Origin of the sequence: Nocardioides sediminis (genome assembly GCF_003047295.1) — a bacterium.
In the GTDB taxonomy this organism is placed as follows: Bacteria; Actinomycetota; Actinomycetes; order Propionibacteriales; family Nocardioidaceae; genus Nocardioides; species Nocardioides sediminis.
This window is the reverse complement of the sequence record NZ_PZYZ01000002.1, coordinates 1-21,072: the sequence shown is the minus strand read 5'-3', so window position 1 is coordinate 21,072 and position 21,072 is coordinate 1. Positions and strand designations below refer to the sequence as shown.

At 73.1% G+C, this 21,072-nt stretch carries 21 protein-coding genes; 9 read left to right on the top strand and 12 right to left on the bottom strand.

The genetic code is table 11. The annotated features are described in order from the left end of the window. Positions 1-15 precede the first annotated feature (15 nt). From DAI17_RS04925 to DAI17_RS04910, 4 genes are all read right to left on the bottom strand, one after another. Entirely contained in the window at positions 16-1,164 is a 1,149-nt protein-coding gene (locus DAI17_RS04925; RefSeq protein ID WP_234412233.1) for a uroporphyrinogen-III synthase, read from the bottom strand. Continuing rightward, positions 1,161-1,505: a nitrite reductase small subunit NirD gene (nirD, locus tag DAI17_RS04920; RefSeq protein WP_107771815.1), complete on the bottom strand. Its 345-nt coding sequence runs from the start codon at positions 1,503-1,505 to the stop codon at positions 1,161-1,163. The genes DAI17_RS04925 and nirD overlap by 4 nt, the downstream gene beginning before the upstream one ends. Continuing rightward, positions 1,502-4,138 (bottom strand): nitrite reductase large subunit NirB, encoded by a 2,637-nt coding sequence (nirB, locus tag DAI17_RS04915; RefSeq protein ID WP_107771814.1) that lies wholly within the window; start codon positions 4,136-4,138, stop codon positions 1,502-1,504. The genes nirD and nirB overlap by 4 nt, the downstream gene beginning before the upstream one ends. A 76-nt stretch (positions 4,139-4,214) precedes the next feature. Then, positions 4,215-4,709: a VOC family protein gene (locus tag DAI17_RS04910; protein WP_107771813.1), complete on the bottom strand. Its 495-nt coding sequence runs from the start codon at positions 4,707-4,709 to the stop codon at positions 4,215-4,217. Positions 4,710-4,773: 64 nt separating this feature from the next. Here DAI17_RS04910 and DAI17_RS04905 point away from each other — a divergent pair, with 64 nt between their 5' ends. Beyond that, positions 4,774-5,418: a TetR/AcrR family transcriptional regulator gene (locus DAI17_RS04905; RefSeq protein ID WP_159081360.1), complete on the top strand. Its 645-nt coding sequence runs from the start codon at positions 4,774-4,776 to the stop codon at positions 5,416-5,418. Positions 5,419-5,433: 15 nt separating this feature from the next. Here the strand turns inward: DAI17_RS04905 and DAI17_RS04900 are convergent, their stop codons facing one another. Next, entirely contained in the window at positions 5,434-6,486 is a 1,053-nt protein-coding gene (locus DAI17_RS04900) for an S-adenosylmethionine:tRNA ribosyltransferase-isomerase (protein ID WP_107771811.1), read from the bottom strand. After that, positions 6,483-7,169: an SDR family NAD(P)-dependent oxidoreductase gene (locus tag DAI17_RS04895; protein ID WP_107771810.1), complete on the bottom strand. Its 687-nt coding sequence runs from the start codon at positions 7,167-7,169 to the stop codon at positions 6,483-6,485. Before DAI17_RS04895 ends, DAI17_RS04900 begins: the two co-directional genes overlap by 4 nt. A 51-nt stretch (positions 7,170-7,220) precedes the next feature. On the opposite strand from DAI17_RS04895, the gene soxR reads away from it, so the two are divergent. Next, positions 7,221-7,691 (top strand): redox-sensitive transcriptional activator SoxR, encoded by a 471-nt coding sequence (soxR, locus tag DAI17_RS04890; protein ID WP_107771809.1) that lies wholly within the window; start codon positions 7,221-7,223, stop codon positions 7,689-7,691. A 102-nt stretch (positions 7,692-7,793) separates the two neighbouring features. Here the strand turns inward: soxR and DAI17_RS04885 are convergent, their stop codons facing one another. The 3 genes from DAI17_RS04885 to DAI17_RS04875 form a co-directional block, all read right to left on the bottom strand. Further along, positions 7,794-9,182 (bottom strand): FAD-dependent oxidoreductase, encoded by a 1,389-nt coding sequence (locus tag DAI17_RS04885; RefSeq protein ID WP_107771808.1) that lies wholly within the window; start codon positions 9,180-9,182, stop codon positions 7,794-7,796. Continuing rightward, positions 9,179-11,221, bottom strand: a complete 2,043-nt coding sequence (locus DAI17_RS04880; RefSeq protein ID WP_107771807.1) for a molybdopterin oxidoreductase family protein — start codon at positions 11,219-11,221, stop codon at positions 9,179-9,181. The genes DAI17_RS04885 and DAI17_RS04880 overlap by 4 nt, the downstream gene beginning before the upstream one ends. Positions 11,222-11,284: 63 nt before the next feature. Continuing rightward, positions 11,285-12,826 (bottom strand): MFS transporter, encoded by a 1,542-nt coding sequence (locus tag DAI17_RS04875; RefSeq protein ID WP_107771806.1) that lies wholly within the window; start codon positions 12,824-12,826, stop codon positions 11,285-11,287. 129 nt (positions 12,827-12,955) lie between these two features. Between DAI17_RS04875 and DAI17_RS04870 the strand changes: the two genes are divergently transcribed. After that, positions 12,956-13,642, top strand: coding sequence for an IspD/TarI family cytidylyltransferase (locus DAI17_RS04870; RefSeq protein WP_107771805.1), 687 nt, complete (start codon positions 12,956-12,958; stop codon positions 13,640-13,642). Here DAI17_RS04870 and DAI17_RS04865 read toward each other — a convergent pair. Together DAI17_RS04865 and DAI17_RS04860 are read right to left on the bottom strand one after the other, a co-directional pair. Continuing rightward, the gene (locus DAI17_RS04865) at positions 13,639-14,226 is read right to left on the bottom strand and encodes a 2-C-methyl-D-erythritol 4-phosphate cytidylyltransferase (protein ID WP_107771804.1); all 588 of its coding nucleotides are present in this window, start codon (positions 14,224-14,226) and stop codon (positions 13,639-13,641) included. The genes DAI17_RS04870 and DAI17_RS04865 overlap by 4 nt on opposite strands. 95 nt (positions 14,227-14,321) lie before the next feature. Beyond that, positions 14,322-14,807, bottom strand: a complete 486-nt coding sequence (locus DAI17_RS04860) for a CarD family transcriptional regulator (protein WP_107771803.1) — start codon at positions 14,805-14,807, stop codon at positions 14,322-14,324. A gap of 237 nt (positions 14,808-15,044) precedes the next feature. Between DAI17_RS04860 and DAI17_RS04855 the strand changes: the two genes are divergently transcribed. The 3 genes from DAI17_RS04855 to DAI17_RS04845 are packed head-to-tail and all read left to right on the top strand — an operon-like array spanning position 15,045 to position 17,103. Next, positions 15,045-15,785, top strand: coding sequence for a UbiA family prenyltransferase (locus tag DAI17_RS04855; RefSeq protein ID WP_234412232.1), 741 nt, complete (start codon positions 15,045-15,047; stop codon positions 15,783-15,785). Between the two features lie 21 nt (positions 15,786-15,806). Next, positions 15,807-16,331, top strand: a complete 525-nt coding sequence (locus DAI17_RS04850) for a copper chaperone PCu(A)C (protein ID WP_107771801.1) — start codon at positions 15,807-15,809, stop codon at positions 16,329-16,331. A 28-nt stretch (positions 16,332-16,359) separates the two neighbouring features. Then, the gene (locus tag DAI17_RS04845; RefSeq protein ID WP_107771800.1) at positions 16,360-17,103 is read left to right on the top strand and encodes a phosphoglyceromutase; all 744 of its coding nucleotides are present in this window, start codon (positions 16,360-16,362) and stop codon (positions 17,101-17,103) included. A 121-nt stretch (positions 17,104-17,224) separates the two neighbouring features. On the opposite strand, the gene phoU is transcribed toward DAI17_RS04845, so the two are convergent. After that, a complete protein-coding gene (gene phoU / locus DAI17_RS04840; protein ID WP_107771799.1) occupies positions 17,225-17,881 on the bottom strand; it encodes a phosphate signaling complex protein PhoU in 657 nt (218 codons plus the stop codon). A 133-nt stretch (positions 17,882-18,014) separates the two neighbouring features. Between phoU and DAI17_RS04835 the strand changes: the two genes are divergently transcribed. The 3 genes from DAI17_RS04835 (at position 18,015) to DAI17_RS04825 (ending at position 20,922) form a co-directional block, all read left to right on the top strand. Further along, positions 18,015-19,265, top strand: coding sequence for a sensor histidine kinase (locus DAI17_RS04835; RefSeq protein WP_107771798.1), 1,251 nt, complete (start codon positions 18,015-18,017; stop codon positions 19,263-19,265). Continuing rightward, positions 19,262-19,939, top strand: coding sequence for a response regulator transcription factor (locus tag DAI17_RS04830; RefSeq protein ID WP_107771797.1), 678 nt, complete (start codon positions 19,262-19,264; stop codon positions 19,937-19,939). The genes DAI17_RS04835 and DAI17_RS04830 overlap by 4 nt, the downstream gene beginning before the upstream one ends. 86 nt (positions 19,940-20,025) lie before the next feature. Further along, complete coding sequence (locus DAI17_RS04825; RefSeq protein WP_107771796.1) at positions 20,026-20,922, top strand: DMT family transporter; 897 nt, start codon at positions 20,026-20,028, stop codon at positions 20,920-20,922. Positions 20,923-21,072 lie beyond the last annotated feature (150 nt).

Sequence of the window (21,072 nt, the reverse complement as noted above, 5' to 3'; positions counted from 1 at the left end):
CGCCGCGCGACCGGCTCAGGCAACGGCCAGGCGGTAGCCCCGCTTGACCACCGTCTGCACGACCCGCGTGCCCAGCGCCGCCCGCAGCCGGGCGACGGCCATCTCGACGGCGTGCTCCGACCCGGCCGTGCCGCTCGGCAGCGCCGCGAGCAGGTCGGCACGGGAGACCACGTGGCCGGGGTTGACCACCAGGGCCTGCAGGACCGCGAGCGGGGCGGGCGAGAGCCTGACCTCCACGCTGTCGAGCAGCACCAGGTCGCCGTGCATCAGCAGGGTGTGGCCGGCGACCTCGATCGACAGCCCGTCCTTGCGGGAGGGCAGCTCGGTCTCGAGGAGCTTGACCATGGCCGCCAGCCGGGAGCGGTCGGGGGTGATGGAGGGGACGCCCCACATCTCGAACGCCGCGGCGGTCACCGGTCCCACGCACGCGGCGACGACGTCGGCCTGGCAGGCGGCGATGACCTCGTCGCGACGGCCGGTCACGCCGGCGGCCTCCATCAGCGCGGCGACCGCAGGCGCGGAGGTGAAGGTCACCGCGTCGAGCTCGCGGTCGGCGATCAGGTCGACCATCCGGAACATCGGCTCGGGATCCTCGGCGCTCTGCACGCGGTAGACCGTGACCACCTCGACGCGGGCGCCGTGGCGCTGCAGCGCGTGGGCCACCATCGACAGCGACTGGCCGTGCTCCTGCACGACGATGCGCCGGCCGGCGAGGTCACGCCCGCGCAGGTGCGCGAGCACGTCCTCGAAGCACTCCGAGTCCGGTGACCACAGCTCCCGGATGCCGCGCCGGCGCAGCGCGCCGACGCTCTTGGGCCCGCGGGCCAGCACCTCGGCGGCCCCGATCGCCTCGACGAGGGCGTCGTGCAGCCCCCACGCCTCGGCGGCGTCGAACCACGTCCTCATGCCGATCCCGGTGGTGGCGACGAAGATGTCGATCGGCTCCGCCAGCAGCCGCTCGGTGGCCGCCCTCAGCTCGGCGTCGTCGACCCGGTTGGGGTCCTGGGACAGCGACGGCGCCCACTCGACGCTCGCGCCCCGGCGCTCGAGCAGCGCGACCTGCTCCTCGACCTTGCGGGCGGCGGTCACCCCGATCCGGTAGCCCTCGAGCGGGCGGCCGGCACCCTCCACAGCATCCTCGGCCACGCCGGTGGCGAGCCTCACGCCACGGCCTGCTTGCGGCGCCCCACGAGGACGACGCCGTCCTCGACCGCGACGTCGTACACGGGGACGCTGTGCGTCTCGTCGTCGAGGCAGCGCCCGGTCCGCAGGTCGAAGGCGTGCTTGTGCATCGGGCTGGCGACGAACGGCACGCCGCCCCGCGTGCCGACGATGCCGCGGGCGAGCACCGACGCGCGGGCGAACGGGTCGTAGTTGCCCAGCGCGTGGACCTCGCCGTCGTGGGTGCGGAAGATCGCGATCGCCTGCCCGTGCACGAGCGCCGTCACGCCACGCTCGACCTCGAGGTCGTCGAGGAGGCAGACCCGCTCCCACTCGGCGCTCATCGGACCGCGCCCTCTGCGGGGGCGCCGACGGGGATCAGGGCGCCGAGCTCGACGGGTCCCTCGCTGTCGGCCGGCCTGATCTGCCCGCGCTCCTCGGTGAAGGAGATCGCGGGGTCGGGGGTGTCCGGCGCGTTGACGAAGGACACGAACCGGGACAGCTTGTCGGGGTCCTCCAGGGTCGCCTGCCACTCGTCGAAGTAGGACCCGACGTGCCGGGCCATCTCCGCCTCGAGCTCGGCGCCGAGGCCGAGCGCGTCGTCGACGACCACCTCGCGGACCCGGTCGAGCCCGCCCTCGAGCGAGTCGATCCAGCCCGCGGTCCGCTGCAGCCGGTCGGCGGTGCGGATGTAGTACATGAGGTAGCGGTCGAGGTAGGAGATGAGGGTCTCGGTGTCGAGGTCGCCGGCCAGGAGCCGGGCATGGGCCGGTACGGCGCCGCCGTTGCCGCCGACGTACAGGTTCCAGCCCTTCTCGGTCGCGATGATCCCGAAGTCCTTGCTGCGCGCCTCGGCACACTCGCGGGCGCAGCCGCTCACGCCGCCCTTGAGCTTGTGCGGGCTGCGCAGGCCGCGGTACCTCAGCTCGAGCGCGATCGCGAGCCCGACGCTGTCCTGCACGCCGAAGCGGCACCACGTCGACCCCACGCAGGACTTCACCGTGCGCAGCGACTTGCCGTAGGCGTGCCCGGACTCGAAGCCGGCGTCGACGAGCCGGCGCCAGATCGCGGGCAGCTCCTCCATCCGGGCGCCGAACAGGTCGATCCGCTGACCGCCGGTGATCTTGGTGTAGAGGTTGAAGTCGCGGGCGACCTCGCCGATCACGATCAGCTTCTCGGGGGTGATCTCCCCGCCGGGGATCCGCGGGACGACCGAATAGGTGCCGTTGCGCTGGATGTTGGCGAGGTAGGCGTCGTTGGTGTCCTGGAGCCTGCGGGTGTCGGAGTCGAGCACGTGGCCGTTGAACTGGCTGGCCAGGATGCTGGCGATCGCGGGCTTGCAGACGTCGCAGCCGCGGCCGGTGCCGTGGGCCTCGACGATGTCGTCGAAGCGGCGGTAGCCGTGCACCGCCACGACGTCGAAGAGCTCCTGGCGGGTGAGCCGGAAGTGCTCGCACAGGCCCTTGTCGACGACCTTGCCAACCGAGGCGAAGTGCTCCTCGATGATGTTCTTGACCAGCGGCACACAGCTGCCGCAGGTGCTGCCGGCGCGGGTGCACGTCTTGACCGCGGCGACGTCCTCGCACCCCTCCTCCGCGACCGCGTGCACGACCTGCGCCTTGGTGACGTCGTTGCAGGAGCAGACCTGCGCCTCGTCGGGCATGCCGAGCTCGATGCTCCCGCGGCTCGCGGGGAGGATCAGCTCCTCGGGGTTGGCCGGCAGCGCGATGCCGCTGGCGACGAGCGGACGCAGGGTGCCGTACGCCGACGCGTCGCCGACCAGGATGCCGCCGAGCAGCCGGAACGACCCGTCCTCCGACTCGGCCACCACCAACTTCTTGTAGACGCCCGCGACGGCGTCGGAGTAGACGAGCTCGAGCGAGTCGGGAGTGGTCGCGAAGGCGTCGCCGAAGCTCGCCACGTCGACGCCGAGCAGCTTGAGCTTGGTCGACATGTCCGCACCGGTGAAGGTGCCCGGCCCCTCGCGCAGCGCGTCGACGACGACCTCGGCCATCGCGTAGCCCGGAGCCACCAGGCCGTACATCCGCCCCGCCGGGGCGGCGCACTCGCCGATCGCGAAGACGTGCGGGTCCGAGGTGCGGCACTGCTCGTCGACGAGCACGCCGCCGCGCTCGGCGAGGTCGAGGCCGCACTCGCGGGCGAGGGCGTCGCGCGGCCGGATGCCGGCGGAGAACACGACGACCTGGGCCTCCACGGTCGAGGTCTCGGCGCCCTCCTCCGTGCCGGCGGGACGCATCCGCAGGCCGGCGACGGAGTCCTCGCCCGTGATCGCCTCGGTCAGCACGCCGGCGTGGACGGTGACCCCGAGCTTCTCGATGTGCCGCACCAGGGTGGCGCCGCCCGAGCCGTCGAGCTGGACCGGCATCAGCCTCGGCGCCATCTCCACGACGTGCGTCTCGAGCCCCAGCTGCACGAGTGCGTTGGCCGCCTCGAGACCCAGCAGGCCGCCGCCGATGACGATGCCGCTGGTGGCCGTCGCGCTGGCCACCCGGATCGCCTCGAGGTCCTCGATCGTGCGGTAGACGAAGCATCCGTCCTTGTCCCGGCCCTCGACGAGCGGGACGAACGGTGCGGCGCCCGTGGCGAGCACGAGGGCGTCGTACGCGATGGTCTCGACGCGGCCGGGGTTGCTCAGCGGCTCGGCGACGTCGCCGGGAGCGGGCGAGACGTAGGTGACGACGCGGCCGGCGCGGTCGACCTCGGTCACCTCGGCGTCGAGGACCAGCGTCACCCGCGGGTCGTCGTACTCCCCCTCGGGCAGCAGCGACAGCTCGTCGGCGCTCTCGGCGGCGAAGAAGCTGGTGAGCGCGACGCGGTCGTACGCCGGGCGGCGTTCGGCGCCGATGACCACGATGTCGTGGGTCTCGGTGAGTCCGCGCTCGATGGCCGCCTGGACGAAGCGGTGGCCGACCATGCCGTGGCCGACGACGACGAGGGTGGATCGCTGGTGCGTCATGCCGCGACGCTAGGAGCGGCATGTCAAAGGCACGGTCACGTCATGTTTCGGGGAGGAAAACCCTCACTCACTCCCCTCACAGCCCCGCTCGGTCCTCTCCCAGCTCCGCGGCCCGGCGGCGGGCGGTGGCGATCGCGTCGTGGACCACGAGGACCTCGTCCGGAGGCGGATCGGTGTGGTGCTGGTGGGTGTAGAAGCGCACCTCGTGACCGTCGGGGTCGTGGAGCAGAGGCAGGATCCAGCCGAGCGTCGCGACGTGCACGCCGGCGTGGGACTCGCCCAGCTCGTCGAGACGTGCGGCCAGGGTCTTGATCGACTCCTTGTCCGGGACGCCGATGGCGAAGTAGTCGAAGCCGGCTGCCGCCTCTGCCCGTGCCGGGTCGAGGACGAAGGCGATCGCCGGGCCACCGTCGGGGTGCTCCATCCCGATGCCGGCGAGCCGGCCGTCGCCGTGGAACTCCTCGGTCAGGCAGTAACCGAGCCGCGACTCGTACCAGTGCTGGGACCGGCGCAGGTCGGACACCGGCAGCTTGAGGTGGTGCACGCCCGCGAGGACCGGCGCTCGTGTCATGAGGACCTCCGGAGAGTTGTTGCAGTGTGACTGCACAATGGCTGATGCAGTTAGACTGCAACTCATGCCTCCGGATGTCAATGCCCCCAGCACTCGGGCCGCCAGGACCGAGCAGCGCATCGTCGACGCCGCCCGAGACCTCTTCGTCGAGCGCGGCTGGCGCGGCACGACGCTCACCGACGTCGCGAAGGCGGCCGGGGTCGCCGACCGCACGATCTACGTCCGGTTCGCCACCAAGGCCGACCTGCTCAGGCGGGTCGTGGACGTCGCCGTGGTGGGTGACCTCGAGCCCGAGCGCCTCGCCGACCGCGACTGGGTGTCGGCCACCCTGGAGGCCCCGACCCTGGACGAACGCCTGACCACCGAGGCGACGCACGCCGCCGACCTGCTGGCCCGGACCGCGCCGGTCCTCGCCGTCGCCATGCAGGCCGAGGGCGAGGAGCCCGTGATCGCGCGCGCGGCCCAGGATGCCCGCGAGAGCACGCTGCGCCAGGTGCGCACCTTCTGGGAGAGGCTGTTCGCCGACGGCCTGATGCACGCCCGGGCCGACCTCGACTGGGTGGTCCCCACCGCGGCACTGCTCGGCAACGCGGAGACCTACGTGCACATGACCCGCACCCTGGGCTGGGACACCGAGACCTACCGCCGGTGGCGCCTGCGCACCTGGCGGCACCTCGCGACAGCGCCGTCGCCGGCTCCGATCGAGTGAGGCGCTCGACCGTGGTCAGCGAGGGAGCAGGAGCGCCGCGTCCCCGAACTCGTGCCACAGGTAGCCGTGCGCGACCGCCGCGTCGTACGCCGCCTGGGTGAGCGCGCGCCCGGCCACCGCCTCGACGAGCAGCAAGTGAGAGGCGTGCGGGTCGTGCCAGCCGGTGACGAGCCCGTCGACCACGCGCGGTGGGTCCGCGGGCGTCACCACCCGGGAGGTCCAGCCGTGTGCGGCGACGACCGACCCGTCCACGACTGCCGACTCGAGCGCCCGGGTGGCGGTGGTGCCGACCGCGACGACGCGACCACCACCGGCCCGGACGGACTCCACCAGCCGCGCCGTCGACGCGGGCACCTCGAACCACTCGGGTCCGGGCGCCTCCCCGGCCTCCTGGGAGGAGACGCCGGTGTGGAGGGTGACCGGGGCGAGGAGCACGCCGGACGAGACCAGCCGGGTGACCAGCGCCTCGGTGAACGGACGGCCGGCCGACGCCATCTCGGCGCTGCCCGGCCGGATGCCGAAGACGGTCTGGTAGGCCGCCAGCGGGTAGCGGCGGTCGAGGTAGCCGTAGGCGATGGGCCGCCCCCGCCGGGCCAGGACCGCGTCCAGGTCGCCGCGCACGCGGGCCCGCCACAGGCGGTTGCCGGTCCCCGTCGGCGAGGAGGACTCCCCCGTCGGCCACGGGGCGTCCAGCTCGAGCCGGACGCCGTCGACCTGCACCACCTCGCCGGACCTGGCGTCGAGCACCGCCCGGGCGGCGTCGGGGGCGGAGCGGAGCTCGACGACGCGGTCACCGTCCTCGAGCCGGGCGGCCACGTGCAGGACGACCGCCCGGCCGCGGTGCGTCGCGTCCACCTCGCCCGCCACCGTGGCCGAGTCGTTGACGACCAGCAGGTCGCCCGCCCGCAGGTGGTCGGGCAGGTCGCGGAACCTGGCGTGCCGGACGCCCTCGGCGGTCCCGACCAGGAGGCGCACCTCGTCGCGGACGAGCCCGCGCGCCTCGGCCGGGCGAGGTGCGAAGTCTGCCGCGGCGAAGCTGACGGTCGGGGTCTCGGAGAGCAGCGTCACGAGAAGTCACCCGCCCGGTAGCGGCCGGGCGCGGGACGCTTCTCCAGCAGCCGGAGCAGGCTCGGCACCACCGTCTCGGGCAGCGGCCGGTCCGAGATGTCCTCGCCGGGGAAGGCGTCCTGGTGCATCCCGGTGCGCATGTCCCCGGGGTCCACGGCGTAGGCCGTCAGGCCGGTCTCGGCGCCGTAGGTCAGGGTCACGTGGTCGAGGGCGGCCTTGCTGGCGCCGTAGAGGCCCCACGTCTCGTAGTGGTTCACCGCGGCGTCCGAGCTGAGGGAGAGGACCACGCCGTCGGCCTCGCGCAGCCAGGGCAGCAGCTCGCCGGTGAGCACGAGGGGCGCGCCGATGTTGGTGCGCCACACCTGCTGGAGGTCGGCGATCGACGCCTCGGCCAGCGGCCGCATCGGCAGCGGGCCGAGCGTGCTGGCGTTGTGCACGAGGAGGTCGAGCCGGCCGGCCGCCGCCACGGCGGCGACGAGCGCGGCGCGGTGGTCCGCGTCGGTGACGTCGCCCGCGACGACCTCGACCGACTCCGGGAGCGCGGCCGCGGCGATCCGCTCCGCGCTCCTCCCGTCGGTGATCACGTGCCAGCCCTCCACGGCCAGCGCCCTGGTCAGGGCGAGGCCGAGCCCTGCCGTTCCCCCGGTGACGAGCGCCACCGATGCCTGTTCGTTGATGTCCATGGCACGATGGTTCAAGTTGAAGTGAACTTGAGTTCAAGGGGACCTGACGAGATGGACGCTCGCGACCTGTTGCCGATGGGTGAGATCACGCGGCGCAGCGGCTTCGCCGCGTCCGCGATCCGCTTCTACGAGGCGGAGGGGCTGATCGAGGCCGACCGCTCCTCCGGCGGACAGCGACGGTTCGAGCGCAGCGTGCTGCGCCGGCTCGCCTTCATCCGGGCGGCCTCCAACGTGGGCCTGACGATCGGCGAGATCCGCGACGAGCTGTCCCGGCTCCCGGACGGCCGGACGCCCACCAAGGCCGACTGGCACCGCATCTCCCGTCACTGGCGGCAGCGGCTCGACGACCAGATCGCCGCGCTGGAGCGGCTCAAGACCGGCCTGGACGGGTGCATCGGCTGCGGGTGCCTGAGCCTGCGCAGCTGCGCGTTCTCCAACCCCGGCGACGTCCTCGACGAGCGCGGCCCCGGCGCCGGGCTGCTGCCGGACACGCTCCGCCGGCCGCACCCGACCCGGCGCTAGGGCGCGGGACGGCGCACGCCGCGGGCAGTTGGCGTCACCTCGCCCTCGCCCCACGCTCAGCGTGGCCGCCCGACCGGCCAACTGCCCGAAGCGTGCTGCATCTCAGCCGACCGGGACCGCGAGGTCCTCGCCGAGCAGCCGTCGTACGACGGACTCGCACCCGCCGCACCCGGTGGTCGCCCGCGTGTCCTCCCGGCACGAGGCGAACGACGAGCACGCGCGGACCGCCCCGGCGCTGACCCCGGCGCACGCGCAGACCTCCGCGTCGTCGGGCAGCCTGACCGGTGCCTCCGCCGGCTCGCCGAGCAGCAGCTGCCCCGGCTCGTCGGGTCCGAGCACGGTGCCGCGGTCGTAGAGCTGGGTGATTAACCCGACGCGCGACAGGTCGCCCACCAGGGCGGCCGCGACGATCCGGCCGCCGTGGACGACGAGCGTCCGGTGCGACCCCGCGATCGGGTTGGTCATCTCGACCACCTCCCCCACCGCGTGCTCGGGGTCGCCGAGGACGGCGACGTCGAGGCCGGTCGCGCGCAGCCGGGCGACGCTGCGGGAGCCGTCGTAGGCCGCGTCCTCACCGGTCAGCACGCCGGCGAGCACCCCGGCCTGCTCCCAGGCCGGCGGCACGAACCCGGTGGTGCGGTTGCGGTGCTCGGCGCAGTCGCCGATCGCGTGCACCCGATCGTCGGTGACCGAACGGAGGGAACCGTCGACGACCACGCCGCGGCGCACCATCAGGCCGGCCCGGCGGGCCAGCGCGGTCGACGGTCGCCCACCGGCCGTGAGCACGACGAGGTCGGCGCTCAGCTCGTAGCCGGTGTCGAGCCGCAGCCCCGCGTCGGTCATCCGGACCGCTCGGGCGCCGGTGTAGACCTCGGTCCCGAGCCGGCGCAGGTCGCGGGCCAGCACCCGTCCCCCGGCGGGGCCCAGCTGCGAGGCCAGCAGGTGGGGTGCGCCCTCGACCACCTCGGTCGCCACTCCGCGCACGGTGAGCGCGCGGGCGACCTGCAGCCCGAGCAGGCCACCGCCCACGACGACCGCCCGCTGACCGGGGGTCACGGCGTCGTCGAGCCGCCGGCAGTCGGCGAGCGAGCGGAACGCGTGGACCTTGGGGTGCAGCGAGCCGTCGAGGCGCACCAGCCCCCGGACCGGCGGCAGCGTGGGGATCGAGCCGGTCGCGAGCACCAGCCGGTCCCAGCCGATCCGCTCGCCGTCGACCAGCATGACCTCGCCGGCCTCGCGGTCGACCTCCAGCACCCGGGCACCCAGGCGCAGGCCGACGCCACGGTCGGCGAACCACTGCTCCGAGCGCAACGTGAGCGCGTCCGGGCCGTGCGTCCCCTCGAGCACGGCCGACAGCAGGATCCGGTTGTACGGCGCGTGGTCCTCGTCGGCGAGGACCGTCACCGCGCCGTCGTACCCGCGAGCGCCCAGCACCTCGACCAGCCGCACCGCCGCCATGCCGCCGCCGACCACCACGAGCCGCTCGCTCATGCGCTCACCGCCGCAGCGCAGACCTTGAACTCCGGCATCCGCGACGCCGGGTCCAGCGCGTCGTTGGTGAGCCGGTTGGCGCCGACCCAGTGGAAGGGCACGAACACGGTGTCGGGACGGATGGTGGCCACGACGCGCGCCGGGGCGGTCATCGTGCCGCGGCGGGTGGCCACCGTGACCGGCTCGCCGTCGGTGGCGCCGATGCGGCCGGCGAGCATCGGGTGCAGCTCGACGAAGGGCCCGGTGTCGGGCAGGTCGCGGACGCGACGGGTCTGGGCGCCGGACTGGTACTGCGCGAGCACCCGCCCCGTCGTGAGGTGCACCGGGTAGTCGTCGCACGGCACCTCGGCCGGGCCCCGGTGGTCGACGACGTGGAAGCGCGCCCGGCCGTCCGGGTGGGCGAAGGAGTCGAGGAACATCCGCGGGGTGCCCGGGTGCTCGGGGCCGGGGCACGGCCAGAAGACGCCGTGCTCGGCACGGATCCGGTCGTAGGTGATGCCGGCGTAGTCCGCCTTCCCGCCCGCCGACGCCCGTCCGAGCTCCTCGAAGACGGTCTCCGGGTCGGTCGCGAACTCCACCGGCGACCCCAGTCGCGAGGCCAGGCCGGCGATGACGTCGAGGTCCGAACGGACGCCCGCCGGCGGGGTGATCGCCCGTTGGCGCAGGATGACGCGCCCCTCGAGGTTGGTCATGGTGCCGGTCTCCTCGGCCCACTGGGTGACGGGGAGCACCACGTCGGCCAGCGCCGCCGTCTCCGAGAGCACCATGTCGGCGACCACGAGCAGGTCGAGCGACTCCAGGCGCTGCCTGACGTGCGTGGCCCGCGGGGCCGAGACGACGATGTTGGAGCCGAGGACGAGCAGGGCGGAGGGGCCGTCCGGCTGCCCGAGCGCGTCGAGGAGCTCGTACGCCGAGCGCCCCTTGCCGGGCAGCGAGTCCGGGTCCACGCCCCACACGCCCGCCACGTGGGCCCGCGCGGCCGGGTCGTCGATCATCCGGTAGCCGGGCAGCTGGTCGGCCTTCTGGCCGTGCTCGCGCCCGCCCTGGCCGTTGCCCTGGCCGGTCAGGCAGCCGTAGCCGGCACCCGGGGTGCCCGGCATCCCCAGCGCGAGGGCGACGTTGATCCAGGCCAGCACGGTGTCGGAGCCGGTGCTGTGCTGCTCGGCTCCACGGGCGGTCAGCACCATCACCGTGGCCGCCCCGCCGAGCAGGTCGGCCAGCGACCGCACCTCGTCGGCCGGGACGCCGGTGACCCGCTCGACCCGCTCGGGCCACCAGCCGGCCACCGACTCGCGCACCTCGTCCCAGCCGGTGGTGCGGGCGGCGACGTACTCCTCGTCGACCTTGCCGCCGGCCACCAGCAGGTGCAGGACGCCCAGCGCGAGCGCTAGGTCGGACCCCGGCACCGGCTGCACGACGACGTCGGCGCGGTTCGCGGTCGGCGTACGACGCGGGTCGACGACCACGACCTTGCCGCCGCGGGCGCGCAGGGCGTCGAGGTGCCGCGCCGCGGGCGGCATCGTCTCGGCGAGGTTGGAGCCGACCAGGACGACCACGTCCGCCTGCTCCACGTCGGCCAGGGGGAACGGCAGCCCCCGGTCGATCCCGAAGGCCCGGGTGCCGGCCGACGCCGCCGAGGACATGCACCAGCGCCCGTTGTAGTCGATCTGCGAGGTGCCGAGCGCGACCCGGGCCAGCTTGCCGAGCTGGTAGGCCTTCTCGTTGGTGAGCCCGCCCCCGCCGAAGACCGCGACGGAGTCGGGGCCCCGCTCGGCCCGCAGCGCCGCCAGCCGGCCGGCGACCAGGTCGAGGGCCTCGTCCCAGGTGACCGGGCTCAGCTCGCCGGTGGCCCGGTCGCGGACGAGCGGCGTGGTGAGCCGCTCGCGGCCGCCGTACAGCCCGGCAGCGCTCCACCCCTTGCGGCACAGCGCGCCGCGGTTGACGGGGAACTCCGGCCACTCGCCGACCTCGGGCGCGCGTCGACCGGTCAGCCGCATGCCGCACTGCAGCGAGCAGTAGGGGCAGTGGGTGTCGGTCACGGTGTCTCCACGAGGTCTGCGAGTGGCTGCGGGGGGTCGGCGAGGGGGTGCGAGCGGCGGGGGTCAGACGTTGGCGGTCGCCAGCGCCGGTGCGCGGCCGGCGACGGTCACCCGGCGGGTGTAGAAGAACCACGTCGTCGCCAGGCAGACGACGTAGAAGCCGGCGAAGACCATGAACGCCACCTTGACCGCCTCGACCGGGTCGGTCACCCACGGCGACCCGAAGGTCAGCGGGATCAGGAAGCCGCCCACGGCGCCCACGGCACCGGCGATGCCGATGACGGCCGAGGACTCCTTGGTCGCGCGCGCCATGTCGGCCTCGCGCGTCTCGTCGGTGGTGGCCTGCTCGGCCTGCTTCTGCAGGATGAGCGGGATCATCCGGTACGTCGACCCGTTGCCGATCCCGGAGGCGGCGAAGACGAAGAGGAACGCCAGCAGGAACCACGGGAAGATCGCCGTGTTGGCCTCGACCGCGGCGCGGGTCGCCTCGGAGTACACGAAGGCGGACGGGTCGGCCGGCACCGGCGAGGCCGGGACGGGCGTGAGCAGGGTGAGCGTGTAGACCACCGCGAGGGTGCCGGCGATCATGGCGACGAAGGTCCACAGCGTCACCCGGGCGCCGCCGTACGTGTCGGCCAGCCAGCCGCCGAAGGGCCGCGCCACCGAGCCGACCAGGGCGCCGAGGAAGGCGTAGTAGGCGAAGTTGATGCCGATCCCGGCGACGTCGGGCACGGGCTGGTTCCAGAAGTTGATCCGGATGAGCAGCGGCATCGCCGCGGAGTAGCCGATGAACGACCCGAAGGTGCCGATGTAGAGGAACGACATCACCCACGTGTGCTGGTAGCGCACCACGGCCAGCTGCTCGCGCGGGGACGACTTGGCGCCGGTCAGGTTGTTCATGAACAACCACGCCGCGAGGGCGCCGACGACCGCGAGCCCCGCGTACAGGTAGCCGGCCCGCTCCAGGTGCAGCGCGTCGCCGGCGGCGACCAGCCCGAAGGCGCCGGCTCCGCCCACGATGATCGGCAGGAAGAACTGGATGACCGCGACACCGACGTTGCCGCCGGCCGCGTTGAGGCCGAGCGCCGTGCCCTTCTTGCGGATCGGGTAGAAGAAGTTGATGTTGGCCATCGAGCTGGCGAAGTTGCCGCCGCCCAGGCCGGCGGTCGCCGCGATCAGGCAGAAGACCCAGTACGGCGTGCCCGGCGACTGCACCGCCCAGGCGAACAGCAGCGTCGGCACCAGCAGCAACGACGCGCTGATGACCGTCCACGTGCGGCCGCCGAACCTCGGCACCGCGAAGGTGTAGGGCAGCCGGATCAGCGAGCCGACCAGGTTGGGGATCGCCACCAGGACGAAGAGCTGCGAGACGGTGAAGTCGAAGCCGACCTTGGGCAGCATCGCCGCGCTGACCGACCACAGGAGCCACACCGAGAAGCCGAGGTGCTCGGAGAAGATCGACCAGACCAGGTTGCGGCGGGCGACGGGCCGGCCGACGCTCTCCCAGAACTCCTCGTCCTCGGGACGCCAGTCGTCGATGGTCGTGCCACCCCGCGGGATGGCGGCGGGCGCCGTGCTGGGCGCGGTCTCGGTGGATGTGGACACGGGTGCTCCTCGGGGGGGTGTCGAGCGGATGCCGCGACGCTAGGCAGCCCACGTTTCGCGTCCTCGCCGGTTTGTTTCACCGACGTGTCAACTTGTCCTCACGACCTCACGGACCGCACGATCTCCCCTGTGCCTGCCGCTGTCGTGATCCTCGCCGCGGGCTCCGGCTCGCGCGTCGGGGCCGAGCTCAACAAGGTCCTGCTCCCCCTCGCCGGCGTCCCGGTGCTGGCCTGGTCGGTGCGCGACGCGCTGGCCCTCGACGACGTACGACGCGTGGTCGTGGTCGTGCGGGACGGCGAGCAGGAGGCGGTGGGCGAGGCCCTGACCCCCCACCTCGACGCCGACCAGGAGGTGGCCGTCGTCGCCGGCGGCGCGACCCGCCACCGCTCCGAGCAGGCGGCCCTGCGGGTGCTGGCCACCGAGATCGGTAGCGGCGAGATCGACGTGGTCGCCATCCACGACGGCGCCCGGCCGCTGGCGGGCGGCGCCCTGTTCGACGCGACCCTCGCGGCCGCGCGGGAGCACGGCGGCGCCATCCCCGTCGTGCCCGTCGAGGGCCTCCTCTCCACCGCCCTCGACCCGGTCGCCGGGCGGCTCGGTGCCGTGCAGACCCCGCAGGCCTTCCGCGCGGCTCCCCTGCTCGCGGCCTACGACGCGGCGGCCCGGGAGGGCTTCGAGGGCACGGACACCGCTGCCTGCTACTCCCGCTACGACGGCGGCGAGGTCGCCGCCGTGCCGAGCACCTCGCTCAACCTCAAGATCACCTTCCCCGAGGACGTGACCCTCGCCGCGCGGCTGGCAGCGATCCGACCCTAGGGCTGGTGCGGTGCCTCGCCGGTGAGTGCCTCGAGGAGCCGGACGTCCTCCGCGGAGGCGACCCGGCGGGCCTCGGGCGGGGCCTCGACGAGCTCGACCGCGTGGTCGCCGCGGAGGCGGGCGACGAGGGCGGCCAGGTCGTGCCCGGGGAAGTCGTCCAGCGCGCGCACCACCGACGGCGGCAGCACGACCGGCGATGACGGGGCCAGCAGGCCGTCGCGGTCCACCGTGTCCCCGACCAGGCCGTCGTCGACGCGCTTGACCGTGTCGGTGACGGGCCGCACCGCCACCACGACCGCGTCGTGGTCGAGCGCCAGCTGCACGCAGTGGGCGAGGAAGCCGGCGGGCGTCATGGGGCACAGCGAGTCGTGGAGGACCAGGGGCTCGTCGGCACCCTGCACGCTCGACCAGGCCACCCCGACGTCCACGGGGGTGATGCCGGCGTCACCGAGGGCCCAGGCGGCACAGGCCACCAGGGCCTCGCCGTGGATCAGGGAGTAGGGCAGCGCGCCGCGCCCCTCGTCGAGCACCAGTCCCAGGGCCGGGGCAGGCTCGTCCGGGACGTCGTACGTGGGGGCAGCCATGGCGCTTGCGATCGTATGACGTCCCGGCCCCCGGACGCGACGAGGCCCCCGGCACTCGGTGCCGGGGGCCTCGTCGTGGCTGCTGGGGCGACTGGTCAGGAGGCGAGGACCTCGTCGAGCATCGCCTCGGCCTTGTCCTCGTTGGTCTTCTCGGCGAGCGCGAGCTCGGAGACCAGGATCTGGCGGGCCTTGGCGAGCATCCGCTTCTCGCCGGCCGACAGGCCACGGTCCCGCTCGCGGCGCCACAGGTCGCGCACGACCTCGGCGACCTTCATGACGTCGCCGGAGTGCAGCTTCTCCAGGTTGGCCTTGTAACGACGGGACCAGTTGGTGGGCTCCTCCACGTGCGCGGCCCGGAGGACGTCGAACACGCGGTCGAGGCCCTCCTTGTCCACGACGTCGCGGACCCCGACCAGGTCGAGGTTGCAGGCCGGGACGCGCACGACCAGGTCCTGCTGGGCCACGATGCGCAGGACGAGGTACTGACGGTCCTCACCCTTGATCTTCCGCATCTCGATGTCCTCGATGACAGCGGCCCCGTGGTTCGGGTAGACAACCGTTTCGCCGACGGTGAAAGTCATGTACTTGTACCCCTCTTTCTAGGTGACCAGTCTAACACGCGTCCCGAGCGCGCCCGACATCGTTTGTGCAGGTCAGGGGCACAGTGTGGGCTTGACAGACGTTCGATCGTGTGGTGCGCCGGGGCGCCGGGACCACCCCTGGAGGCGTCGACGCCGCCGGCCGCGTGCCCGCCCGGCGCCCGCCCGTCGCCGCGCCGGGTCCCCCACCGGGACCGCCCCATGACCGATACTCCGCACATGTCGACCCAGGCCGACCCCACCCGCCGGACCACCTCCCTCACCCACAGCCTCCCCGTGCTGCTGGTGCGCGCCGCCCACCCCCGCCAGGCGGTGCTGACGGCGCTCGGGATGGCCGTCGCGGCCGGTCTCGCGGGCCGCCCGGTGCGGGAGGTCGGACTGGTGGCGGCCACCGTGCTGGTCGGCCAGGCGATCCAGGGCTGGGACAACGACCTCGTCGACCGCGAGCGCGACGCGCGGCACGGGACGCCGGGCAAGCCGGTCGCCCAGGGCCTGCTCGACCCGGGCACCGTGTGGTTCACGCTGGGCTGCGCCGTGCTGCTCGTCGTACCCCTCGCGGTCTCCGCCGGCACCCTCGCCGGCTGCTCCTACCTGGCCGCCGTCGCGGTCGGCCTCGTCGGCAACCGGGTGCTGCGCGGCAGCGTGCTGTCGTGGCTGCCCTGGGCCGTGCAGTTCGCCCTCTACCCGGCCTATCTCGCGTACGGCGGGTGGAACGGGCAGGGCGCCGACACTCCACCGACGGTCGTGGTCACGGTCCTGGCGGCCGTCCTCGGCGTGCTGGTGCACGTGCTGCGGGCGCTGCCGGGACTGGTCGCCGACAACCAGGACGGGCTCCGGCACCTCCCGCTGCGGATCGCGCTGCGCACCGGCGCCCCCCGGCTGCTGCTCCTCGCGAGCGTGCTCACCGGTCTCGTGGTGGTCGGGCTCCTCGTTGCCGGGCAGGCCGTCGGGCTGACCTGAGTCGACGCTAGGCTGTGCGCCATGCAGCTCCGACGCTCCTTCGCGCTCACCGCCGCCGCGCTGGCCCTGACCGCGCCGGCCCTGACCGCGTGCGGGTTCGACTACGCCACCGACCGCTACTACACGCCCGCCAACGGTGCCAACAACCGTGACGGCGCCGTCGACGTGCTGGGCGCGGTCGTGGTCTCCACCGAGCCCGGCTCGGGCACCTTCATCGCGTCGCTCTCCAACAACTCGACGACCGAGCCCGCGACGTTCTCCGAGCTCACCGGCACCGAGGGCAGCGACGTGACCGCGACCGGCTTCGAGCCCGTCGAGATCGCACCGGGCAGCCTGGTCAACCTCGCCGAGCCGCCCGCCGAGATCGAGGTCACCGGCGACTTCGAGGCCGGCGACTTCGTCGAGGTCTCGCTCGGCTTCGACAACGGCGAGGACACCGTGGTCGAGGTGCCCGTCGTGGACAACCACGGCTACTTCGAGGGCCTCGACGGGGAGCCGCTGCCGGTCGAGGAGACCGAAGGCTCCGAGTCCGAGTCCTCGCACTGACCCCGACCCCGCCGGAGGAGACCCACCCATGACGTACACCCTGGTCCTGCTCCGCCACGGCGAGAGCGACTGGAACGCCAAGAACCTGTTCACCGGCTGGGTCGACGTCGACCTGACCGAGAAGGGCCGCGCCGAGGCCGTGCGCGGCGGCGAGCTGATGGTCGAGGCCGGCCTCCTCCCCGACATCGTCCACACGTCGCTGCAGCGCCGCGCCATCACGACGGCGCACCTCTCCCTCGACGTCGCCGACCGGCACTGGATCCCGGTCAAGCGGTCGTGGCGCCTCAACGAGCGCCACTACGGCGCCCTCCAGGGCAAGGACAAGAAGCAGACCCTCGAGCAGTACGGCGAGGAGCAGTTCATGCTCTGGCGCCGGTCCTTCGACACCCCGCCCCCGCCGATCGAGGACGACGACGAGTTCTCGCAGGCGGGTGACCCGCGCTACGCCGACCTCGGCGACGAGATGCCGCGCACCGAGTGCCTCAAGGACGTCATCGCGCGCTTCCTGCCCTACTGGGAGGCCGAGATCGTCCCCGACCTGCGGGCCGGGAAGGTCGTGCTCGTCGCGGCCCACGGCAACAGCCTCCGTGCGCTGGTCAAGCACCTCGACGGCATCTCCGACGAGGACATCGCCGGGCTCAACATCCCCACCGGGATGCCCCTGGTCTACCGCCTCGACGAGTCGCTGGCGCCCACCGTCTGCGGCGGTGAGTACCTCGACCCCGAGGCCGCTGCCGAGGCCGCCGCGGCCGTCGCCAACCAGGGTCGCTGAGCCCGCCCGGAATCACCGGGCGCCCGGTGGTTCCGTGGGTTGGCGCGCGCTGCAGCGTGGCCGAACCCTCCGGATCACCGGGCAGCCGGTGATCCGGCGACGACCGCCCGCCGTACGACGCTCAGGCGTCGACGCGCTGGACCTGCTGGCCGGTGACGACGAAGACCACCCGGTTGGCCACCGACACCGCGTGGTCGGCGATGCGCTCGTAGTAGCGGCCGAGCAGGGCGATGTCCACGGCCGCCTCGACCCCGTGGTTCCAGTCGTCGCTGAGCAGCTCGGCGAAGGAGCGGCGGCGGAGCTGGTCCATGATCTCGTCGTCGCGGCCGAGCTCGATGGCCGCGTCGACGTCGCGCTCGGTGATGATCGCGTGCACCCGGCGGACCATGTCCTCGGCGACGGCGGCCATCTGCTCCAGGGTCGGGCGCACCTCGTCGGGGACGGCGACGTTGGGCACGCGCAGGCGCGCGATCTTGGCGACGTGGACGGACAGGTCGCCCATCCGCTCGAGCTCGCTGACCATCCGCAGCGCGGAGACGATGATCCGCAGGTCGCCGGCCACCGGCTGCTGGAGGGACAGCAGCGCGAACGCGTTGTCCTCGATCCGCTCCCGGTTGGCGTCGACCGCGTCGTCGGCACTGATCACCTGCTCGGCGATCGCCGCGTCACCGGTCAGCAGGGCCCGGGTCGCCTGTCGGACAGCCACCTCCACCTGGCCGCACATGTCGGCGAGATCGGTGAAGACGGCATCGAGCTGGTCATGGAAGGCCTCACGCATGGGGCGCAGCCTAGGTGGCCCGAGGTGTCCTCCCGGCCGCCTGCGGTGAACGCGTGGTGAACTCTGGGCACAGGACTGGCGGACGGGTGTCCAGCGGCGGATCGTGGGTGTGCCGGATGCGTACGATCACCACGTGGACCCGACGACCCAGGCAGCGCTCGCTGCCGTCATCGGGGCGATCGTCGCCGGCGGCGCCGTACTCGCCTGGCACGTCAGCGACCGCCAGCAGTCGCGCCTGCCCCAGGTCGACGAGCCGCTCGTGCCGCCCGGCGTGGCCGCCGTCCTGTCGGTGCTGCGCTCCTCGGCCGTGGTCGTGGACGCCGAGGACCACGTCCTCAAGGCGTCCGCGCCGGCGTACGCCTTCGGGCTGGTGCGCGGCAACGAGATCCTCGTCGAGGACCTGCGGCAGCTCATCCACGTCGTACGCCGCGACGGCCAGATCCGTGAGTCGGAGATGCAGCTGGGCGAGGGCCCCTCCGCCCGCACGGTGATCGCGCGGGTGGCGCCGCTGGGCTCCCGCCTGGTGCTGGCGCTGGTCGAGGACCGCACCCGGGAGCGGCGCGTCGAGGCGGTGCGCCGCGACTTCGTGGCCAACGTCAGCCACGAGCTCAAGACCCCCGTCGGCGCCATCCGGCTGCTCGCCGAGGCCGTCGACGAGGCCGCCGACGACCCCGAGGCGGTGCAGCGGTTCGCCCGCCGCATGCAGCACGAGAGCGACCGGCTCTCGACCCTGGTCCAGCAGATCATCGAGCTGTCGCGGCTGCAGGGCAACGACCCGCTCGAGATGCCCGTGCAGGTGAAGATCGACGACGTGGTGGCCGCCGCCGTCGACGCGAGCGCCATCGACGCCGCCGCCAAGGACATCACCCTGGTCACCCGGGGTGACCACGACCTCGAGGTCTTCGGCTCCGAGGAGCAGATCAGCGCCGCCGTGAGCAACCTGGTCGCCAATGCGGTGCACTACTCGGGCGGCGGCTCGCGGGTGCTCGTGACCACCAAGTCGGTGGGCGACACCGCCCAGATCTCGGTGGTCGACCAGGGCATCGGCATCCCCGCCCGCGAGATCGACCGGATCTTCGAGCGGTTCTACCGCGTCGACCCCGCCCGCCACCGCTCCACTGGCGGCACCGGCCTCGGGCTCTCCATCGTCAAGCACGTCGCGGCCACGCACGGCGGCGACGTGAGCGTGTGGTCCGTCGAGGGCCAGGGCTCGACGTTCACCCTCACCCTCCCCCTCAGCTCGCAGTCGAGCACCCGGCTCGCCGGACCGACCGCGCCGGTCACCGTCGTCGCACCGCGCGGCACCTCCGGTCGCCGCTCCACGAACCAGTCCCCCCACCGTCCCGGCCCCGCCGGGGAACCCAGCCAGGAGGTACGTCCGTGACCCGGGTACTCGTCGTCGAGGACGAAGAGAGCTACAGCGACGCGCTCGCCTACATGCTCCGCAAGGAGGGCTACGAGGTGGCCATCGCCGCGGACGGCAACACCGCCCTCACCGAGTTCGAGCGCAACGGGGCCGACATCGTGCTCCTCGACCTGATGCTCCCGGGCCTGCCCGGCACCGAGGTCTGCCGGGCGATCCGCCAGACCTCGAGCGTGCCGGTGATCATGGTGAGCGCCAAGGACGACGAGGTCGACAAGGTCGTGGGGCTCGAGCTCGGGGCCGACGACTACGTCACCAAGCCCTACTCCCCCCGGGAGCTCGTCGCCCGGATCCGCGCCGTCCTGCGCCGCGGCCACGAGCCCGAGCTCGCCCCCGACACCCTCGAGGCGGGTCCCGTCCGGATGGACGTCGAGCGCCACGTCGTGACCGTCGAGGGCGAGGAGCAGCGGCTGCCGCTCAAGGAGTTCGAGCTGCTCGAGATGTTCCTGCGCAACCCCGGCCGGGTGCTGACCCGCGGCCAGCTCATCGACCGCGTGTGGGGCTCGGACTACGTCGGCGACACCAAGACCCTCGACGTCCACGTCAAGCGGCTGCGCGCCAAGCTCGAGCCCGACCCGAGCGAGCCCAAGTACCTCGTCACCGTTCGCGGGCTGGGCTACAAGCTCGACCTGTGAGGTGTCGGCTCGGCGGGATCTCGTCGTACGACGTCCGAAATCCGCGTGTGCTCAGTCATGGGCGTCCCTAGGCTTGACCCGTGACGATGACCCGCGTGACCCCTGCTCCGGCACCCACCCGCACCTGGCTCCCGCTGGCCGCGGTCGCGACCACGCTGGTGCTCTGGGCGAGCGCGTTCGTCGGCATCCGCCACCTCGGCGAGACCGTGCCGCCGGGCAGCCTGAGCCTGGCCCGGCTGCTGGTGATGGTGCTGGCCCTGGTGGCGCTGATGAAGGGTCGCCTCCCCCGCCTGCCCACGCGCCGGGAGTGGCCGCTGATCGTGGCGGGCGGGGCGACGTGGTTCGGGATCTACAACGTCGCCCTCAACGAGTCCGAGCGTCGCATCGACGCCGCCACAGCGGCGCTGCTCATCCAGATCGGGCCGATCCTGGTGGCCCTGCTCGCCACCGTCGTCCTCGGCGAGCGACTGACACGCTGGCTGGTGACGGGCATGGCGGTCGGCTTCGGCGGCGTGGTGCTGATCGGGTACTCGACCTCGAGCGGTGGCAGCGGTGACCTGGTCGGCGTCCTGCTGGCGCTGGTCGCGGCGGTCACGTTCGCGGTGGGCGTGCTCACGCAGAAGAAGCTCCTCCCCACGATCCGGCCGCTCGACCTGACGTTCTGGTACGCCGTCGTGGGCGCGGCGGTCTGCCTGCCGTGGAGCGGCGAGCTGGTCGGGGTCGTGTCCGACGCCAGCGCCGACACCCTGTGGTGGATCGTCTACCTCGGCGTCTTCCCGAGTGCGATCGCGTTCACCACCTGGGCCTACGCGCTCTCGCACGCGGACGCGGGCAAGTTCGCCCAGTCGACCTTCCTGGTGCCGTTCATCACCGCGCTGATGGCCTGGCTGCTGCTCGACGAGGTGCCCCCGCTGCTGTCCTTCGTGGGTGGGGCGCTGTGCATCGCCGGCGTGCTCCTCGCGCGGCGTACGGCGCGGGGTTGAGCCGTCGAGGCAGGGTCTTGCTGGCCGATTCGTCCGCTTGCTGGCCGTTGCACCGGGGCAAGGTCGTTCGGTCTAAGCAACGGTTCATGCTGCTGCCGGGTTGGCGAGCAGTCTGGCCAGTCTGTCGGCTGGGGTGTCCATGTCCAAGGT

Bases quoted from the DNA above. Each gene is read 5' to 3' on its own strand.
- nirD (WP_107771815.1), bottom strand. From the start codon at position 1,505: ATGAGCGCCGAGTGGGAGCGGGTCTGCCTCCTCGACGACCTCGAGGTC.
- nirB (WP_107771814.1), bottom strand. From the start codon at position 4,138: ATGACGCACCAGCGATCCACCCTCGTCGTCGTCGGCCACGGCATGGTC.
- DAI17_RS04910 (WP_107771813.1), bottom strand. From the start codon at position 4,709: ATGACACGAGCGCCGGTCCTCGCGGGCGTGCACCACCTCAAGCTGCCG.
- DAI17_RS04905 (WP_159081360.1), top strand. From the start codon at position 4,774: ATGCCTCCGGATGTCAATGCCCCCAGCACTCGGGCCGCCAGGACCGAG.
- DAI17_RS04895 (WP_107771810.1), bottom strand. From the start codon at position 7,169: ATGGACATCAACGAACAGGCATCGGTGGCGCTCGTCACCGGGGGAACG.
- soxR (WP_107771809.1), top strand. From the start codon at position 7,221: ATGGACGCTCGCGACCTGTTGCCGATGGGTGAGATCACGCGGCGCAGC.
- DAI17_RS04885 (WP_107771808.1), bottom strand. From the start codon at position 9,182: ATGAGCGAGCGGCTCGTGGTGGTCGGCGGCGGCATGGCGGCGGTGCGG.
- DAI17_RS04865 (WP_107771804.1), bottom strand. From the start codon at position 14,226: ATGGCTGCCCCCACGTACGACGTCCCGGACGAGCCTGCCCCGGCCCTG.
- DAI17_RS04860 (WP_107771803.1), bottom strand. From the start codon at position 14,807: ATGACTTTCACCGTCGGCGAAACGGTTGTCTACCCGAACCACGGGGCC.
- DAI17_RS04855 (WP_234412232.1), top strand. From the start codon at position 15,045: ATGTCGACCCAGGCCGACCCCACCCGCCGGACCACCTCCCTCACCCAC.
- DAI17_RS04850 (WP_107771801.1), top strand. From the start codon at position 15,807: ATGCAGCTCCGACGCTCCTTCGCGCTCACCGCCGCCGCGCTGGCCCTG.
- DAI17_RS04845 (WP_107771800.1), top strand. From the start codon at position 16,360: ATGACGTACACCCTGGTCCTGCTCCGCCACGGCGAGAGCGACTGGAAC.
- phoU (WP_107771799.1), bottom strand. From the start codon at position 17,881: ATGCGTGAGGCCTTCCATGACCAGCTCGATGCCGTCTTCACCGATCTC.
- DAI17_RS04825 (WP_107771796.1), top strand. From the start codon at position 20,026: ATGACCCGCGTGACCCCTGCTCCGGCACCCACCCGCACCTGGCTCCCG.